This window comes from Aromatoleum diolicum, from assembly GCF_012910955.1.
Classification (GTDB): Bacteria; Pseudomonadota; Gammaproteobacteria; order Burkholderiales; family Rhodocyclaceae; genus Aromatoleum; species Aromatoleum diolicum.
The window spans coordinates 147,934-165,028 of sequence record NZ_WTVQ01000001.1; the positions used below are offsets into that span (position 1 = coordinate 147,934).

Here is a 17,095-nt window from a genome sequence, read left to right on the forward strand (position 1 = left end):
GACCATGGCAACACAAGCACAAGGCAGCGGCCCGGTGAGCGCGGTACTGATGGCGGGCCTCGCGGGGCTGGTCATCAGCCTCGCCATCGCCTTCATGAACCTGCTGTCGGGCGGCCACAGCGCCTTCAACACCGGCAGCGACGGCGTCTCGTGGGGACTGCCGGTCGTCAACTACGTGTTCTTCGCACTGACCTCGACCGGCCTCACGCTGGTCTCGTCACTTGCGATGACTTTCGGCAACAAGGGCTGGTATCCCATCGCCAAGCGTTGCGTGTGGCTGTCGCTGGTGACGCTGGTGGCCGGGTTCGCGTCGCTGGCACTCGAGCTGGGCCACCCGTTCCGCATGCTGTGGGCGATCCCGCTGAACGCGCAGCTGGTGTCGCCGCTGAACTGGATGGGGATCTTCTATGCGGTGTTTCTGGTGCTGGGCATCCTGAAGTTCATGCGCATCCACAACGGTGACTGGAACAGCAGCACCAGCAAGCAGATCGGTGTCGCGGCGCTGGTCACCGAACTGCTCGCGGGCGGCATGCTGGGGATGGCCTTCGGCGCGATGGCGATGCGGCCGATGTGGTACGGCAACCTCGTGCCGCTGTACTTCATCCTGACCGCGGCCTGCACCGGCGCGGCCTTCGCGATGCTGGTCACGTATCTGAGCTACGGCAGCGAGGAGGCGATGCCGGGCCAGGTGCGCTCGTTGATGCAGGGGGCGCTGCCCACCGCCTTCGCCGGGCTGCTCGGCATCACCATCCTGGTGATCGGCTACCGCACGGTGATCGGCCTGTGGAGCAATGCCGACGGGCTGCAGGTGTGGGACACGATCGTCGCTTCGCCGTGGTTCTGGATCGAGGCGGCACTGCTCATCGGCGCCTTCTGGCTGCTGCTCCAGCGCAGGGCCTTGGCGCTCGCGTCCGTGATGGTGATCGGCGGCTTCTTCATCGACCGCTACGAGTTCGTCATCGGCGGGCAACTGCTGCCGCTGTTCAAGGGCAGCTGGGTACCGGACCTGATCGCCTACACGCCCTCGACGACCGAGTGGATGCTGACCCTGATGGCGTTCTCGATCGTGCTGGTCGGCTGGGCATTGGGCGAGCGGATGTTCAATCTCGGCGCCGTGCCGCGGGACTGAGCACCGGCCCTTCCACGCGGGCCGGGCAGGCGCATGGGTACGCGCCCCGCCCGGTCCGCAACCACGCCGGGGCAGGCTGCTTGCGCCCGCCCCGGCGGCACTTCGGGAAGACACATGATGGACGCACGAAATCTCGAATCCCTCGCCGAACGCGGCGAGTTCTACCTGTGCCTCGCGCGCGCCTTCCTGACGCCCGTCCAGCCTGCAGCCTTTGCCGGCCTGCGGGACGCACTCGCCGACGACCTTGCGGAACTCGGCGAATCCCTCGGCTACACCTGTGCCGGCGATGTGGCGTGCTACCGCGAGGCGATCGCCACGATTCCCGACCATGCGTCGTTGCTGCGCCTCTATAGCAGCCTGTTCGTCGCGCCCCCGCGATCGATCCAGATCAATACCGGCAGCTATCTTGATGGCGCCGTGAACGGCGGCTCGGTGGCGGCCATGGACGAGGCCTATCGCCGCTGCGGCGTCGCGCGTGACGCCGATTTCCACGACCTGTCGGACCACCTGTCGGTGCAGCTCGAATTCGTCGCGCTGCTGTACTTCCGCAGCGCCGAGACGATCGCCGGCGGCGCCCCGCTGCCCGCAGTGAGGCCGGAACACTTCCTCCATGATTTCGTGTCGCGCTGGCTGCCGCACTTTATCGGCGATCTCGAAAAGGACGCGGAAAACCGCGGCGCCAGTCCGAACCCCTACCTCCCGCTCGCGCGTATCCTGGCCGCCGCGGTCGCGCACGACGCCGTCGCCGAGGCGCTCCCGGCCACCACGCAACGCGCACACAAGGCCATCAGCAAGGCGCGCCACGATCGCGCCGAGCGCGGCGTGACCGACGAGGACATGGCGTTCATCGCGCGCAAGCTGCGCGAAAAGGGCCTGTCGACCGACCATCTGGCGATCCCGCCCGAACGGCGCGACGAAGCGCAGGGCTACTCGCGCGGCCAGCCCCCCGGACCACGCAGGGGATCGCGTTACGAATGAGGCGGTCTGCGGGCCAGTGACAGGCGGTCATCGTCCCGCTACCTGGCCGAAACCTTTCCGCCCGACATCGAGGCACGGATCCTCGACCATGGGCTGCCGGACGGCATCGAGCTGGCGCCCGGCGGGGTGCTCGAACCGGGCGGCGCCTGATTGCCGGTGAGTCCGCGCAGGGCGGATGAGCGTCGCAGCCGCGTCAAAGCCAAGCTGCATTGGTCCAAGGTCGCCGCATCGGGCAAACCGCCCATCCTCGTCATCAGCGCCATAATGCGAAAGCGCGCCCTCGGCGTGCGCAAATCCGGCAAGGCGGTCGCCCCGCCATGCCTCACGCATGACTCCGATCGCTGTAACGACGTGCTGTCCGCAGCGGCGCCCCTTCAGCCATCACTGCAATCGCGGCGATATTCGCCTAGGATACGAGCGGTGCGCGCGCGGCATGCCGGGATCCGGCGCTTGGGCGTGACAAATGGAACAGGCGATGGTGCACTAATTGGTTAACAGGAGAAATACGTGATCGACATCAGATGGGACAGCAAATTCGAAGTCGGGCATCCACGCATCGATCCCGAACATCGGGTGTTCGTCGACCTGATCCGCACGGTGTCGCTCGAGGCCGAAAAGAACTGCACGCGGGAGAAGGCGTTACGGCTACTGCTGGAGGTGCGCAAATACGCGGAATTCCACTTCATCAGCGAAGAAAACATCATGCTCGACATCGGCTACCCGGACTACGAGGAGCACCGCGACGAGCACGCATGGCTGCTGCGCCGACTCGAGCACGAGACGCACCTTTACTACACCGGCGACGCGCCCCTCGAACATCTGGCGCATTTCATGTTCGACTGGTTCGCACGCCACACGACGGTGGACGACAAGAAGCTCGTTGATTGCATCGCCGCACACAATGCGCTGGCCAACGTGTAATCCCCTTCGCCGTATGGCATCGCGTCGTGGTGTGGCGATGCGCGGCGCGCTGCGAAGCCTTCGGCGGCGCCGGGCAGACGGGGCGCATCAAGCCGCCGCCGCACGGCCGGCTTGCCCGGCGCCATGCGACCGCGGAATTCGCTCCCGCCGCGCGCTCAACGTCCCCGCGCTCAGGATCGCCCGCCCGCCTCGCGCTCGGCCTCGAACAGCAGGCTAGCCAGCGAACTCAGGCCCTCCTGCTGTGCGGCCTCGGAAATCTCCTCCAGGCTCGCGCCGCGGTCGATCATCCGCGCGGTCTCGCTCGTCGCGGGAAGCTGCTGGCGAAACTCCTGCAGCCGCGCCGCTACCGCATCGATCACCGTACGCTGCGGCGCGGGTTCACCGCCCGCATCGAGGTTTTCCTCGCAGGCCTCGAACAGCGCCCCGGCCAGCGCATGCAAACCCTCCTCGGTCGCGCACGCCGAAATCTCCTCCGGCGCGGCCCCACGATCGATCGCCGCTGCGGTCGTGCTGCCGTCCGGCAACGTGCCCCTGAAGTTTTCCAGAATCTGCCTGATCGCATCCATGTCGCTCTCCTCGCTCGGACCCCCACTATCCAGTTTCAATCTAGGTTACGAGTGCGTCATGTGAAAGGAGTACGCGACCACGGCCAGACGCGGAGCTACCGGCACCGCCAAAACCATGTTCAGATCGGCATGCTGTCGCGCGACCCGAAAGACGCGGAAAAGACCGCGGTGGCCCTGACCTGCCGGCGCAGCGCATCACGAGGGAAGTCGGGCGCAGCACGCGCGAACGGGCCGCCAGCCTGCGCGCTTCCGCGTCTGATCCGGCCGGAATCGATCAGGCGGAAACCGGCAGCGCGCGCTCGTACCACTGTCGGGTACCCATCACCATCTTCACCAGCCACAGCATCACCGGCACCTCGATCAGCACACCGACCACCGTGGCCAGCGCTGCGCCCGAATCGAAGCCGTACAGCACGATGGCCACCGCGACGGCGAGTTCGAAGAAGTTCGACGCGCCGATCATCGTCGACGGCCCGGCCACGTCGTGGCGCACGCGCAGCTTGCGGTTCAGCCAGTAGCCGATCGCGGCGATGAAGAGCGTTTGCAGCAGGATCGGCACCGCCAGCATCGCGATGATGGCCGGCTGGGCGATGATGGTGCGGCCCTGGAAGGAGAACAGCAGCATCAGGGTGGCGAGCAGCGCCATGATCGAGAACGGGCCGATGCGCGCCAGCGCCGCATCGAACACCGCCCTGCCCCGGCGCATCAGCCGCGCGCGGATGAACTGCGCGATGGCGAGCGGAATCACGATGTACATCACCACCGACAGCGTCAGCGTGTCCCACGGTACCGGAATCGACGACACGCCGAGCAGCAGCGCGACGATGGGCGCGAAGGCGAACACCATCACCAGGTCGTTGAGCGCCACCTGGGTCAGCGTGAAGTTGGCATTGCCCTTGCACAGGTTGCTCCACACGAAGACCATTGCCGTGCACGGCGCGGCGCCGAGCAGGATGAGACCGGCGATGTAGCTGTCGAGCTGCTCGGCCGGCAACCAGGGCGCGAACACGTGGCGGATGAAGATCCAGCCGAGCAGCGCCATCGTGAAAGGCTTGATCGCCCAGTTCACGAACAGCGTGATGCCCATGCCCGCCTTCTGTTCGCGCACCTCGTGCAACGCGCCGAAGTCGATCTTCATCAGCATCGGGATGATCATGATCCAGATCAGCACACCGACCGGGATGTTGACGTGTGCCAGCTCGAGCGCGCCGACGGCCTGCGCCATCGCCGGTGCGATCTGGCCGAAAACCGTGCCGGCGATGATGCAGAGAAAGACCCACACGGTCAGGTAGCGTTCGAAAAAGCTGATGGGTGCGCCGGCGGCCTGCTTGCCGACCACTTCACATTGGGCAGACATGGTTCCGTTTCTTTCCTTCAGGGATGGGAGGGAGCGGCGGCGGGAGCGACCGTGCCGCCTTCGGCCAGCGCGAGCAGGCGCGCCACGCCGATCGGCTCCGCGGCCTGCACCGGTACCAGCGCCACGCGCTTCGCGTGCTGTTCGCGCACGGCCGCGATCTGCGGCCATTCGCGCGTGGCGCGCTGGGCCAGCAGCTTCGATTCGGTGCGCGCGGCGGCGGCGAGGCTGTTGTTGATGACCCAGGCCCACGGTTCGATGCCGGCGCGCCGCAGGTCGGCCTGCAGGTTCGCCGCCTCCAGCACCGGGGTGGTCTCGGCGAGCGTCACGAGGATGACCTTGGTCTGTTTCGGATCCTGCAACTGCATCATCGGCGTGGTGAAGTGCTGCACTCCGCTCTTGTCCATGTTGCGCGCGATCTCGCGATGGTAGGCGCCAGTCGCATCGAGCAGCAGCAGCGTGTGGCCGGTCGGCGCGGTATCCATGACGACGAACTTGCGCCCGGCCTCGCGGATGATGCGCGAGAAGGCCTGAAACACCGCGATCTCCTCGGTGCAGGGCGAGCGCAGGTCCTCTTCGAGCACCGCGCGGCCGCGGGCGTCCAGATCCTTGCCCTTGGTGTCGAGCACATGCTGGCGATAGCGCTCGGTTTCGGCCTGCGGGTCGATGCGGCTGACCGTGAGATTGTCCAGCGAGCCTTCGAGCGTCTCGGCCAGATGCGCGGCCGGGTCGGAAGTGGTGAGATGCACCGCGAAGCCGCGCTGGGCAAGCTCCACCGCAATCGCGGCGGCGAGCGTGGTCTTGCCGACACCGCCCTTGCCCATCAGCATCACCAGGCCGTGGCCGTCCTGCGCCAGATCGTCGACGAGGCTCGCGAGCTTGGGCAGTGCCGGACGTCCGGCCGGCGACGCCCCCGCGCCGGGCACGTCGTCCTGCGCCGCGGCACTGCCGAGAAGGGCGGCCAGCGCCGGCAGCCCCACCAGGTTGAACGGCATCAGCGGCACATGGTCGGTCGGCAGCTCGCGCAAGGCCTCGGGCAGTTCGACGAGCGCCGCCGCTTCGCGTCGCAGCACCGCCACGGCGAGCGCGTCGTCCGTGGCGCCTTCGGCCTCGGGCAACACGCCGTTGATGACGAGAAACTGGCGGGTGAGTCCGATCGCCGCGAGTTCCGCATGGGTGCGGGCGACTTCGCGCAGCGTCGACGCCTGGGCGCGCGCGACCAGCACCAGCCGCGTACGCGCCGGGTCGGCCAGCGCGGAAACCGCGGCCGCGTATTGTTCGCGCTGCGTCTCCAGCCCCGACAGCGGTCCGAGACAGGATGCGCCTTCGGTATTGTTTTCAAGGAAGCCCGACCACGCGCCCGGCAGTTGCAGCAGGCGGATCGTGTGGCCGGTCGGCGCGGTGTCGAAAATGACGTGATCGAAGCCGTCGGTGAGCCGCGTGTCGGTCAGCAGGCCGGTGAATTCGTCGAAAGCGGCGATCTCGGTGGTGCAGGCCCCGGAGAGCTGTTCCTCGATGCCGCGCACCACGTCGTCCGGCAGCACGCCGCGCACCGGACCAACGATGCGGTCGCGATAGGCTTGGGCGGCGGCCTCAGGGTCGATCTCGAGCGCGCTGAGGTTCGGCACCGCGGCGATTGGCGTCAGCGCGTTGCCGATCGGCTGTTCGAACACCTGGGCGACGTTGGAGGCCGGGTCGGTGCTGACCAGCAGCACCCTGCGGCCGAGGCCGGCGAGACGGATCGCGGTCGCGCACGCGAGCGAGGTCTTGCCGACCCCGCCCTTGCCGGTAAAAAAGAGGAAGCGCGGGGGCTGGTCGAGGAAGCGCATGGTCGTCTCGGCGCTCAGCAGCACCGGCCGCCGCTGCAGCACCCGCCCGCCGCCTGCGCCGCCAGCACGGCGGTGACGCCTGCCCAGCGCGCCAGCTCGTCGCGCGTCGGATAACGCCCGGCGAGTGCGAACTCGCCGTCGATCAGGATCAGCGGCAGCGATTCGGCGCCCGAGCGCTCGAGAAAGCCTTTCACCACCGCGTTCTGCGCGAAGGCCAGCGGCTGCTGCGCGAGATTGACGCGCTCCACCGCGATGCCCTGCTGCTTCGCCCACTCGACATTGGCGGCGAAAGTCACGAGCTGCTGGTCGACATCCACGCCGCACACACCGGAACTGCAGCACAACGCGGGATCGAAGATCTGGATCGATTTCATGATGATGGCCTCGGAAAACTGGACAGGGAAATTTCAGGCAGACAGCGCGCCGATGCGATCGACTTCGGACTGGAACGCCGCGGGATCGCGCGCGGCGAGATCGGCGGGCAGCGCGAGGAAAGCTTGGATGCGGGTGCGCAGCACGCGGTAGGCGTGGTCGAACGCGGCGTCGATGCGGGCCTCGCTGCCGGTCGCCTTCGCGGGGTCATCGACGCCCCAGTGCGTGCGTGCCACCTTGCCGAGATACATCGGGCAGGTCTCGCCGGCGGCGCTCGCGCACACCGTCACGACCAGGTCCGGCGTCTGCGGCAGGTCGTCCCAGGACTTGCTGTGCAGGCCCGCGGTCGCGATGCCCTCGCGCGCGAGCAGCGCCAGCGAGCGCGGATGCACGTAACCGGCCGGCTGGCTGCCGGCGCTCATCGCGCTCAGGCCGGCGGGCGCCAGCGCGTTGAAGGTTGCTTCGGCGAGGATCGAGCGGCATGAATTGCCGGTACACAAGAAAAGCACGTTCATCACTGGATTTCCGGATCGGAATGCGAAAGGGGATTGCAGCGCGGCAGTTGCACGGCGAGTTCGCGCGTGTCCCGGCAGCCTTCGGGCGCGCCGCTGCAGCAGTTTTCGGTCAGAAAGCCGATCACTTCGGTCATCAGCGCGAGGTTGGCGCGATAGCGCAGGAAGCGCCCTTCCTGTTCGACCTGCAGCAGGCCGGCCTGCGTCAGCGTGCGCAGATGGAAGGACAGGCTGCTCGGCGCGATGTCGAGCGCAGTGGCGATCTCGCCGGCGACGATGCCGTTCGGCTCCGCCTTTACAAGAAGGCGAAAGACATCGAGACGCACGCCGGAGGAGAGGCTTTCGAACACGGCAAGGGCGGATTTCTGGTCCATGATTCCACGATTCGAATATTGTGGAATTATTCTAATCTTGCGCCGACACCGCCGTCAATGCCGCCGCACCTGCAAACCCCGCGAGGTCCCCGCTAACGCCCGTCCGTCGGCTCGGACGGGCGGGCGTTCCTCTGCTCGGGCAGTGCGTCGAAGGTACTCCAGCCGTGTTCCCCGCTGGTCGGTGGCAAGGCCGCAGCCGGGTCAACATGGAAATGCAGATACGCCTTGGCGATGAAATGGGCGGTGATCGGGGCCGTCAGGAACAGGAACAGCGTGATCAGCAGTTCGTGCATCGACGGGCCGCCTTTCAGCGCAAAGAAGTACACCATCGATCCGACGAGCGTGCCCCCCACCCCGGCGGTGGTGGCCTTGGTCGGGGCATGCAGGCGCCGCAACAAGTCGGGCAGCTTGATCAGCCCCCACGAACCGACCAGCACGAACACGCTCCCCGCCACGATCAGCAAGGACACGAGGGCTTCGTAGTAGATGCTCATCACCGCCGCCTCACTCGATCACATCGCCGCGCAGCACGAAGCGGCAATAGGCCACCGTACCCACGAAACCGAACATCGCAAAAAGCAGCGCAGCCTCGAAATACATGGTGCTCGACTGCTGAATGCCGAACAGGATGATCAGCGCGATGACGTTGGTCACCATCGTGTCGCCTGCCAGCACGCGGTCGGCCACGGTCGGGCCGGCAACGAGGCGCCACAGGTTCAGCAGCAGGGCGAGCGAAATGGCGGTAAAGCCGAATCCCAGTGCGTATTCGATCATTGGAAGATCTCCTTGAGCCGTGCCTCGTAGCGGGCCTTCATCTCCTGCACCGCAAGCTCGGCATCCGGCGCGTCGAGGCAGTGCACCAGCAGGCAGCGGCCGTCCGCGGCGAGATCGCAACTGACCGTGCCCGGCGTCATCGTGATGGTGCCGGCGAATACCGTGATCGCCTCGGGCGACTCGAGATCCAGCGGCACGCAGACCCATCGCGTGCGCAGCTTGCTCACCGGGCGGAACAGGATCAGCCATGCGACGTGCACGTTGGCGACCAGGATGTCCCACATCACCAGCAGGACATACGCAGCGACCTTGCGATAGGAGCGCAGGGGGGGGCGCCTCGGCCAGAAGCGGATGGTGATCGCCGGGATCACGACACCGAGCGCGATCCCCAGCAGCACCCCGCCGACGGTCACGCTGTTGAGCAGCAGCACCCACATCGCCGTCAGCACGATGGAAAGTACCGGATGCGGCAGCCAGCGGGCTGCGAAGCTGTCGCGCGAGTCCCTGAGCATCATTCGTTCCCCCGTTCGGCGCCCAGCACCGCATCGATGTAGCCCGTCGGGGCGAACAACTGGGCCGCCGTATCATCGAGATAGCGCGTCACCGGCCCGGCAAAGACGGTGAGCAGGATCGTACCTGCGATCAGCGATCCCGCTGCGACAACGGGCAACGCTGCGCGCCGCGGTGGCGCGATCTCGATCGCCCCGGCGAGCGCGGCGCTTTTCCAGAACAGCGTGCTGCCACAGCGGGCAAAGCCGATGATGGCGAGCAGCGAGGTCGTCAGGATCACGCTCCAGATCAAGGTCCGCCCCAGCACGTCGCGGGCGCTGTCGAGAATCAGCAGCTTGCCGACGAAGCCGGACAAGGGCGGCATACCCGCCATCGCGATCGCCCCGAGGAAGAACAGCGCGCCGACCAGTCCGATCTGGGCGAAGCGCGGCGCCACGGTGATCAGGTCGCCGTATCCGGGGCGGCGCTCGGCGACCAGATCCGCAATCAGGAACAGGGCGCCGGCCGTCAGCGTGGAATGGACGAGGTAATACAGCGCGGCCGACATCGCCTGCGGCGTGAAGAGCGCCACCGCGATCAGCACGGTGCCGATCGAGCCGATGACCGCGAAACTCACCATCTGCCGGAGACGCTCTGCCGCGAGCACGCCGAGCATGCCGAGCGTCAGCGTCACCAGCGCGGCCGGCATCAGCCATGGCGCGGCGAGCCACGCCGACGCGCCCGCCCCTTCGCCGAACGCCAGCGTATACAGCCGGATGATGCAGTAGGTCCCCACCTTGGTCATGATCGCGAACAGCGCCGCCACCGGCGCCGGCGCGTTGGCGTAGGTGCCGGGCAGCCAGAAATGCATCGGCACCAGCGCCGCCTTTACCGCGAACACCAGCAACAACAACAGCGCGCCGGTATGCAGCAGCGCCCGATCGCCCGCCACGACCTCGGGCACGCGCACCGCCAGATCGGCCATGTTCAGCGTGCCGGTAACGCTGTAGATCAGGCCCACCGCAATCAGGAACAGCGAGGAGCCGACCAGATTGATGATGACGTACTGCACCCCGGCCCTGACGCGCTTCGCTCCGCCACCGTGCACCATCAGGCCGTAGGAGGCGATCAGCAGCACCTCGAAGAAGACGAAGAGGTTGAAGAAGTCGCCGGTGAGAAACGCACCGTTGATACCCATCAACTGGAACTGGTAGAGCGCGTGAAAATGACGTCCCCGCGTATCCCAGCCATTGCTCGCATACAGCAGCACCGCCAGCGCGAGTGCGGCCGTCAGTACCAGCATCAGCGCCGAGAGCCGGTCGAGCACCAGGGCGATGCCGAACGGCGCCGGCCAGTTGCCGACCGCGTAAGTCTCGATGCGGCCCTCGCTCGCCAACGCCATCAGCGCGATCGCGAGCGCCAGCAGCGCCGCGGTCGAGGCCAGCGAGAACACGCGCGCCAGCTCGATGTCGCGGCGCGTCGCCAGCACGATGATCGGTGCGACGATTGCCGGCAGGACGATGGGCAGGATGATCCAGTGCATCATTGCCCGTCCTTCCCGCCCGACCGCCGCTCCGGCATGGCGTCCACATGGTCGCTGCCGCTCTCGAGATAGGCGCGCAGCGCCATCACCACGATTACCGCGGTCATGCCGAACGAGATCACGATGGCCGTGAGCACCAGCGCCTGCGGCAGCGGATCGGTGTAGCCCTTGTTGAGGTCGTTGATGACGGGCGGCAGATTTACCGCCAGCCGGCCCATCGAGAACAGGAACACGTTGATCGCGTAACTGAGCAGGGTGAGTCCCAGCACCACCGGAAAGGTGCGCGCGCGCAGCAGCAGGAACACGCCCGCCGCCGTCAGCAGCCCCACCGCACTGGCCACCAGAAATTCCATCTCAGGCCTCCCGTGGCCGCACTTTGAGCACCGCTGGTCGGTATGCGTCCATCGGTTCGTCGTTGACGGCCTGATGCGCAGCCCGACGGCCGATCCGCGAAAGATTGGCGAGCGCAAGCATCACTGCGCCGATGACCGTCAGGAATACCCCCAGATCGAACGCCATCGCGGAGGCCAGCTCGATGTCGCCCACCAGCGGCACATGGAAATGGCCGAAAGTGCTGGTGAGGAAAGGGAAGCCCGCCAGCCACGACGCGACCCCGGTGACGGCGGCGATCAGCACGCCGCTTCCGATCAGTGCGTGGTAGTCGATCTTCATGCGCTGCGCGGCCCAGCCGAAGCCGCTCGCCATGTACTGCATGACCAGCGCAATCGCCACCACCAGCCCGGCGATGAAGCCACCGCCGGGCACGTTGTGGCCGCGCAGGAAGATGAAGACCCCGACCGTCAGCGCCAGCGGCAGCATCACGCGGGTGGCGACGACCATCATCATCGGGTGGCGTCCCTTTGAACGCGCCTGATCCGGCACCCACGCATCGAGTCGGCGGCCGACCGAACCGCGCAGCGCCCCGTCGAGCAGCGCGAAGATCGCCAGCGCGGCAATTCCGAGGACGATGATCTCGCCGAAGGTATCGAAGCCGCGGAAGTCCACCAGGATCACATTCACCACATTGCTGCCGCCACCGCCCGGAAGCGACTGCTCAAGGTAGTAGCCGGACAGCGATTCGAAGTCCCGCGTCATCGCCGCCCACGCCAGCCCGCCGACCCCCAGCCCGGCGAGACCGGCGATCGTCGCATCGCGCAGCCTGCGGCCGACGCTGCTTTCGGCCGGCATCCGCTTGGGCAGGAAGTTGAGTGCGAGCAGCATCAGGATCACGGTGACGACCTCGACCGAGATCTGCGTCAGGGCCAGATCGGGCGCCGACAGATAGACGAAGCCGAGCGACACGATCAGCCCGACCACCCCCACCGCCACCAGCGCCACCAAGCGCCGTCGATGCAGCAAGACCGCGGTGGTGCATGCGCCGATCAGCAGCAGCCAGGCGACCACCGCGACCGGCACGGCGGGCAGCGTGGGACGCATGCCCGGCGCGTGGCTGGTCGTCAGGAAGACGGTGAAACCCAGCGCCAGCATCGCCGCGAGCATCACGACGAGATAGCGTTGCAGCGAACCGTTGTGCACGCCGTGCACCAGTTCGCGGCTCGTCGACACCAGCGCGTCGATCGTCGCCCGGAGCATCGCCTTCGCCTCCGGATGCGGCCCGGCCTGCCACGCGGCACGCACCACCGGGTAGCGCCACAGCAGCGACAGGCCGATCGCCACGGCCGCGACCGACATGCCCACGGCAGGCGTCAGGCCATGCCACAGCGCCAGCTGATAGTCGGGTAGCGGCCCGCCGACCACCGCCGCGGCGGTTGCCGCCACCAGCGGCCCGGCGAACGTCGCGGGGAACAGCCCGATCAGCACCACCAGCATCACCAGCAGCGCCGGCGGCAGCCACATGCCGACTGGCGGATCGTGCGGAGGATTCGGATAGCTGTCACGCCGCGCGCCGAAAAACACCCGCACGACATACCGGAAGGAGTAAGCGACGGAGAACACCGCCCCGAGCGTCGCGAACAGCGGCACCACCCAGACCTGCCCCGCCCAGCTCGTCTGCGCCGCCGCGTCGAGCATCATTTCCTTCGACAGGAAGCCATTGAGCAGCGGGATGCCGGCCATCGACGCGCCCGCCAGGGTGGCGAGCGTCGCGGTGATCGGCATCAGCGTGGCAAGCCCGCCGAGGTGCGCCATGTCGCGCGATCCGGCCTCGTGGTCGACGATGCCGGCGCTCATGAACAGTGCCGCCTTGAAGGTCGCGTGATTGATGATGTGGAACACGCCCGCCACCGCCGCGATCGGCGTACCGAATCCGAGCAGCATCGTCACCAGGCCGAGGTGGCTGACCGTGGAGAACGCCAGCAATCCCTTCAGATCGTCCTTGAACAACGCGATCACGGCCGCAATCACCATCGTCGCGAGCCCCGTCGTGGCAACCAGATAGAACCACGCGTCGGTGCCGGCGAGCACCGGCCACAGGCGCGCCAGCAGGAAGATGCCGGCCTTCACCATGGTCGCCGAATGCAGGTAGGCCGACACCGGCGTCGGCGCCGCCATGGCATGCGGCAGCCAGAAGTGGAACGGAAACTGCGCCGACTTGGTGAAGCACCCGCCCAGGATCAGCACCAGCGCCGGCAGGTACAGCGGCGACGCCTGGATCAGCTCGGGTTGCTGCAGGATCTCGGTGAGCTCGTAGGAGCCGGCGATCTCGCCGAGGAGCAGCATCCCGGCAATCAGCGCCAGGCCGCCGGCGCCGGTGACGGTGAGCGCCATGCGCGCGCCCTGCCGGCCCTCGGGCAGATGTTTCCAGTAGCCGATCAGCAGGAACGACGACAGGCTCGTGAGCTCCCAGAAGATCAGCAGCAGCAGCACGTTGTCGGACAGCACGATGCCGACCATCGCGCCCTGGAACAGCAGCAGGAACGAATAGAACGTGCCCATCGGATCGTCGGGCGACAGGTAGAACCGGGCGTAGGCGATGATCAGCAGGCCAATGCCGAGAATCAGCCCGGCGAACAGCAGGCCGAGGCCGTCGAGGAAGAAATTGACGTTCAGCCCGAGCCCCGGCAGCCACTCCCAGCCCGCCTCGACGAGCTCGCCGCGCAGCACCGCCGGCGCGTGGGTGAGGAGCAGCACGAGCGCGACAAGGCTCACCGAGCCGGTCGCCAGCGCACAGGCGTTGCGCCCGGCGCGGATCATCAGCGCCGGCAGCGCGGCCCCGAGGAAGGGCAGCATCACGATCAGGGCAAGGCTCATGGTCCATCCCGGCTGCTTCTTGATCGGTCCGAGCGTGCCGACCGGCGGCATGGCATCGAATGACTCGGCGCGGCAGTGCCGGGCGCCCAAGTATAGCCACCGGTGTGGCACAGCTCCACACAAACCCGACTGCAGCGCCTCTCATGCCGGGGTGGACGCCGCCGCGCCAATCCTCCCGGCATCATTCGCAACGCATCAATGTCCCTGCGGGCCCGTCTGAGTCCGACCCCCTGGCGCCGAAACCGCGTTCTCCACCTTCCGGCTCAGGCGGCGCTGCGCCCCGCGGCGACGAGGCGCTTGATCTCGGGCACGCAGGAGCCGCAGGTGGTGCCGCACTTGAGCGTGGCTTGCAGTTCGTCGAAACCCGCGCCGCCGCCGATCGCCGCGGCGATGTCGCTCTCGGCGACGTTGAGGCAGTTGCACACGATGCGGCCACGGCTCTTCGCCGCCGCCGGCGGATTCGCCAGCGGCGCGAGGATCCAGCGGCGCAGTTCGGCGGTCGGCTGACGCTCGACGATGACGTCGCGCAGCCAGCCAGCGGCGGCGGTTTCACCGGTGAGGCGCAGGCCGACGAGCACGCCGTCCTCGATGCGCGCGCGCTTGGTGATGCCGCGCCGGGTGTCGCTGTAGGCGAGGCAGTGCTCGTCGTCGAGTCCCAGCAAGGCGTCGAGTTCGGCCAGCCATTCGGGCGGGATCGGCTGGTGATGCGCGATGCGCAGTACGACCGCGGGATGGTCGCGGCCGGCGAGCGCGAGCGAGGCGTAGCTGAAGCGTTCGAGCCACGGCGCGAGGGCCTCGGCACGCGTCAGCGTGATGCCCGCCGGATCGTCGCCGCCGCCGCTGGCCTCGCCCCCCTCTTTGTCACCTTGGCCACGCATGATCAGCGCCTGGAAGGGCAGCTCGGCCTTTTCGACCTGCACCGTGGCGTGCTTGAGTTCGGGCTGCTTCGAATAGGGGTCGAACTCGCGCAGCGTCAGCGCGTTCGCGCCGGCGGAATTCAGCGTATTGGCGCCCCAGTGCATCGCGACGAAGGCCTGCCCGGAACGGATCTCGTCCGACGCAGCGGCACGCAGCACGACCTCGCCCCGACGGCTTTTCACGCGCACCAGTTCGCCGCTCCGGATGCCGCGCGTGGCCATGTCATCGGCGTTGAGTTCGATGCGCGCCTCGTCGACGTGGTTGTACAGGCGCGCGACCTTGCCGGTGCGGCTCATGCCGTGCCACTGGTCGCGCAGCCGCCCGGTCGTCATGCGCAGCGGGAAGCGCGCGTCGGCGCGTTCGGCGGTGAGCCGCCCGGTCGGCACGACGAAGCGCGCGCGGCCGTCCGCGGTCGGGAAGCGGCCGTCGGCGTAGAGCCGCGTGCGGGCCGTCGCGTCGGCAACCGTCGCCCCTTCGGGGAACGGCCACTGCTGCGGGCCGTGCGCGTCGAGCAGCGCGTAGGACAAGCCGGCGATGTCGAGGTCGCGACCGCGCGTGGTGGCGGCGTGCTCGGCGAAGATCTCTTCCGGACTCGCATACGGGAACAGACGCGCCGCGTCGTTCCGGCCGATCCGCGGCCCCAGCGCGAGCGCGAAGTCGCACACGATGCGCCAGTCGGCACGCGCCTCGCCGAGCGGCGGCAGGGCGCGGTGCACATGGCTGATGCGCCGCTCGGAGTTCGTCACCGTGCCCTCCTTCTCGCCCCAGGTCGAGGCCGGCAGCAGCAGGTCGGCGAAGGGTGCGGTCTCGGTGCTGCGGTAGGCGTCCTGCATCACGACGAAGTCGCAGCGCGCGAGCGCCTCGCGCACGCGTTCCTGCTCGGGCAGCGACTGCGCCGGGTTGGTGCACGCCACCCACAGCGCCTTGATGCGACCTTCGTGCATCGCATCGAAAAGCTCGATCGCGGTGAGGCCCGGTTTCTCCGGCACGCTGTCGACGCCCCACAGGCGCGCCACTTCGGCGCGGTGCTCGGGGTTGGCGAGGTCGCGGTGCCCCGACAGCAGGTTGGCCATGCCGCCGACCTCGCGCCCGCCCATCGCGTTGGGCTGGCCGGTCATCGAGAACGGGCCGCTGCCGGGCTTGCCGATCTTGCCGGTGGCGAGCGACAGCGCGATCAGCGCGGCGCCGTTGTGCGTGCCATGCACCGACTGGTTGAGCCCCTGGCACCACAGCGACATCGCCGCCGGCGCCTCGCCCCACCAGCGCGCGGCGGTGCGGATGTCGTCGGCTTTCACGCCGCAGATTTCGGCGGCGACCGCCGGGGTGATCTCGCGCACGTGGTCGCGCAGCGCATCGAAGCCTTCGGTGTGCGCACGCACGAAGGCCTGGTCGACCTGCCCTTCCCAAAGCAGCACGTTGAGCATCGCGTTGTACAGCCAGATGTCGGTGCCGGGCAGGATCGCCAGATGCAGGTCGGCCATCGCCGCAGTGTCGGTGCGGCGCGGGTCCACGACGATGATCTTCATGTCGGGCCGCGCCGCCTTCGCGTCCTCGATGCGGCGGAAGGCGATCGGATGCGCGTAGGCGGGATTCGCGCCGGCGATCAACAGGCAGTCGGTCAGCGCGAAGTCCTCGTACGAACAGGGCGGCGCGTCGGCGCCGAGCGTCTGCTTGTACGCCGCGACCGCGCTCGACATGCACAGGCGCGAGTTGGTGTCGACGTTGTTCGAGCCGATCAGGCCTTTCATCAGCTTGTTGAAGACGTAGTAGTCCTCGGTCAGCAGCTGGCCGGAGATGTAGAACGCGACCGCGTCCGGGCCATGTTCGTTAATGACGTCGGCGAAGCGGCGGGCGGCGACGTCGATCGCCTCGTCCCAGCCGACGCGCCGGCGCGCCTCGCCCTTCGTGTCGCGCAGTTCCGGGAATTGCAGACGGGTTTCGGGACGTGCGGTGAGGTGCAGTGTCGAGCCCTTGGTGCACAGCCGGCCGAAATTCGCCGGATGCTCGGGGTCGCCGCGCACACCGGTGATACGCGCGCCGTCGTGTTCGATGAGGACGCCGCAGCCGACGCCGCAATACGGGCAGGTGGCTTTCGTTTCCATCTTGGTCTCCGGGGTCATCGTCAT

16 protein-coding genes are annotated in these 17,095 nt (G+C 67.8%); 3 read left to right on the forward strand and 13 right to left on the reverse strand.

Annotated features, from left to right (window positions below):
- Positions 1-4 precede the first annotated feature (4 nt).
- From nrfD to GPA25_RS00690, 3 genes are all read left to right on the forward strand, one after another.
- Positions 5-1,129 (forward strand): NrfD/PsrC family molybdoenzyme membrane anchor subunit, encoded by a 1,125-nt coding sequence (gene nrfD / locus GPA25_RS00680; protein WP_169258419.1) that lies wholly within the window; start codon positions 5-7, stop codon positions 1,127-1,129.
- 114 nt (positions 1,130-1,243) lie between these two features.
- Positions 1,244-2,107 carry a TorD/DmsD family molecular chaperone gene (locus GPA25_RS00685; protein ID WP_169258420.1) on the forward strand — a complete coding sequence of 288 codons (864 nt, stop codon included), beginning with the start codon at positions 1,244-1,246 and terminating at the stop codon, positions 2,105-2,107.
- A gap of 507 nt (positions 2,108-2,614) precedes the next feature.
- On the forward strand, positions 2,615-3,028 hold the full coding sequence (locus GPA25_RS00690) for a hemerythrin domain-containing protein (protein ID WP_169258421.1): 414 nt from the start codon (positions 2,615-2,617) through the stop codon (positions 3,026-3,028).
- Between the two features lie 170 nt (positions 3,029-3,198).
- On the opposite strand, the gene GPA25_RS00695 is transcribed toward GPA25_RS00690, so the two are convergent.
- From GPA25_RS00695 to GPA25_RS00755, 13 genes are all read right to left on the reverse strand, one after another.
- Entirely contained in the window at positions 3,199-3,594 is a 396-nt protein-coding gene (locus GPA25_RS00695) for a hypothetical protein (protein WP_169258422.1), read from the reverse strand.
- A gap of 274 nt (positions 3,595-3,868) precedes the next feature.
- A complete protein-coding gene (gene arsB / locus GPA25_RS00700) occupies positions 3,869-4,951 on the reverse strand; it encodes an ACR3 family arsenite efflux transporter (protein WP_169258423.1) in 1,083 nt (360 codons plus the stop codon).
- Between the two features lie 17 nt (positions 4,952-4,968).
- Positions 4,969-6,777 (reverse strand): arsenical pump-driving ATPase, encoded by a 1,809-nt coding sequence (gene arsA, locus GPA25_RS00705; RefSeq protein WP_169258517.1) that lies wholly within the window; start codon positions 6,775-6,777, stop codon positions 4,969-4,971.
- Between the two features lie 14 nt (positions 6,778-6,791).
- Positions 6,792-7,151, reverse strand: coding sequence for an arsenite efflux transporter metallochaperone ArsD (gene arsD, locus GPA25_RS00710; protein ID WP_169258424.1), 360 nt, complete (start codon positions 7,149-7,151; stop codon positions 6,792-6,794).
- A gap of 33 nt (positions 7,152-7,184) precedes the next feature.
- Positions 7,185-7,664, reverse strand: a complete 480-nt coding sequence (locus GPA25_RS00715; RefSeq protein WP_169258425.1) for an arsenate reductase ArsC — start codon at positions 7,662-7,664, stop codon at positions 7,185-7,187.
- A complete protein-coding gene (locus GPA25_RS00720) occupies positions 7,664-8,035 on the reverse strand; it encodes an ArsR/SmtB family transcription factor (protein WP_169258426.1) in 372 nt (123 codons plus the stop codon). The genes GPA25_RS00715 and GPA25_RS00720 overlap by 1 nt, the downstream gene beginning before the upstream one ends.
- Positions 8,036-8,127: 92 nt before the next feature.
- Positions 8,128-8,529 carry a Na+/H+ antiporter subunit G gene (locus tag GPA25_RS00725; protein ID WP_169258427.1) on the reverse strand — a complete coding sequence of 134 codons (402 nt, stop codon included), beginning with the start codon at positions 8,527-8,529 and terminating at the stop codon, positions 8,128-8,130.
- 10 nt (positions 8,530-8,539) lie between these two features.
- Positions 8,540-8,809, reverse strand: coding sequence for a K+/H+ antiporter subunit F (locus tag GPA25_RS00730; protein WP_169258428.1), 270 nt, complete (start codon positions 8,807-8,809; stop codon positions 8,540-8,542).
- Complete coding sequence (locus GPA25_RS00735; protein ID WP_169258429.1) at positions 8,806-9,324, reverse strand: Na+/H+ antiporter subunit E; 519 nt, start codon at positions 9,322-9,324, stop codon at positions 8,806-8,808. The genes GPA25_RS00730 and GPA25_RS00735 overlap by 4 nt, the downstream gene beginning before the upstream one ends.
- Positions 9,321-10,844, reverse strand: coding sequence for a monovalent cation/H+ antiporter subunit D (locus tag GPA25_RS00740; RefSeq protein WP_169258430.1), 1,524 nt, complete (start codon positions 10,842-10,844; stop codon positions 9,321-9,323). Before GPA25_RS00740 ends, GPA25_RS00735 begins: the two co-directional genes overlap by 4 nt.
- Positions 10,841-11,194 carry a Na+/H+ antiporter subunit C gene (locus GPA25_RS00745; protein WP_169258431.1) on the reverse strand — a complete coding sequence of 118 codons (354 nt, stop codon included), beginning with the start codon at positions 11,192-11,194 and terminating at the stop codon, positions 10,841-10,843. Before GPA25_RS00745 ends, GPA25_RS00740 begins: the two co-directional genes overlap by 4 nt.
- A 1-nt stretch (position 11,195) precedes the next feature.
- Positions 11,196-14,051, reverse strand: coding sequence for a monovalent cation/H+ antiporter subunit A (locus tag GPA25_RS00750; RefSeq protein WP_169258432.1), 2,856 nt, complete (start codon positions 14,049-14,051; stop codon positions 11,196-11,198).
- A gap of 263 nt (positions 14,052-14,314) precedes the next feature.
- Positions 14,315-17,071, reverse strand: coding sequence for a nitrate reductase (locus GPA25_RS00755; protein ID WP_246265153.1), 2,757 nt, complete (start codon positions 17,069-17,071; stop codon positions 14,315-14,317).
- Positions 17,072-17,095: the final 24 nt, after the last annotated feature.

Excerpts from the sequence above, each read along its gene's own strand:
- GPA25_RS00755 (WP_246265153.1), bottom strand. The coding sequence starts at position 17,071 with ATGGAAACGAAAGCCACCTGCCCGTATTGCGGCGTCGGCTGCGGCGTC.
- GPA25_RS00750 (WP_169258432.1), bottom strand. The coding sequence starts at position 14,051 with ATGAGCCTTGCCCTGATCGTGATGCTGCCCTTCCTCGGGGCCGCGCTG.
- GPA25_RS00725 (WP_169258427.1), bottom strand. The coding sequence starts at position 8,529 with ATGAGCATCTACTACGAAGCCCTCGTGTCCTTGCTGATCGTGGCGGGG.
- GPA25_RS00695 (WP_169258422.1), bottom strand. The coding sequence starts at position 3,594 with ATGGATGCGATCAGGCAGATTCTGGAAAACTTCAGGGGCACGTTGCCG.
- arsB (WP_169258423.1), bottom strand. The coding sequence starts at position 4,951 with ATGTCTGCCCAATGTGAAGTGGTCGGCAAGCAGGCCGCCGGCGCACCC.
- GPA25_RS00745 (WP_169258431.1), bottom strand. The coding sequence starts at position 11,194 with ATGGAATTTCTGGTGGCCAGTGCGGTGGGGCTGCTGACGGCGGCGGGC.
- arsA (WP_169258517.1), bottom strand. The coding sequence starts at position 6,777 with ATGCGCTTCCTCGACCAGCCCCCGCGCTTCCTCTTTTTTACCGGCAAG.
- GPA25_RS00735 (WP_169258429.1), bottom strand. The coding sequence starts at position 9,324 with ATGATGCTCAGGGACTCGCGCGACAGCTTCGCAGCCCGCTGGCTGCCG.
- GPA25_RS00685 (WP_169258420.1), top strand. The coding sequence starts at position 1,244 with ATGATGGACGCACGAAATCTCGAATCCCTCGCCGAACGCGGCGAGTTC.
- GPA25_RS00740 (WP_169258430.1), bottom strand. The coding sequence starts at position 10,844 with ATGATGCACTGGATCATCCTGCCCATCGTCCTGCCGGCAATCGTCGCA.
- arsD (WP_169258424.1), bottom strand. The coding sequence starts at position 7,151 with ATGAAATCGATCCAGATCTTCGATCCCGCGTTGTGCTGCAGTTCCGGT.
- GPA25_RS00720 (WP_169258426.1), bottom strand. The coding sequence starts at position 8,035 with ATGGACCAGAAATCCGCCCTTGCCGTGTTCGAAAGCCTCTCCTCCGGC.
- GPA25_RS00730 (WP_169258428.1), bottom strand. The coding sequence starts at position 8,809 with ATGATCGAATACGCACTGGGATTCGGCTTTACCGCCATTTCGCTCGCC.
- nrfD (WP_169258419.1), top strand. The coding sequence starts at position 5 with ATGGCAACACAAGCACAAGGCAGCGGCCCGGTGAGCGCGGTACTGATG.
- GPA25_RS00715 (WP_169258425.1), bottom strand. The coding sequence starts at position 7,664 with ATGAACGTGCTTTTCTTGTGTACCGGCAATTCATGCCGCTCGATCCTC.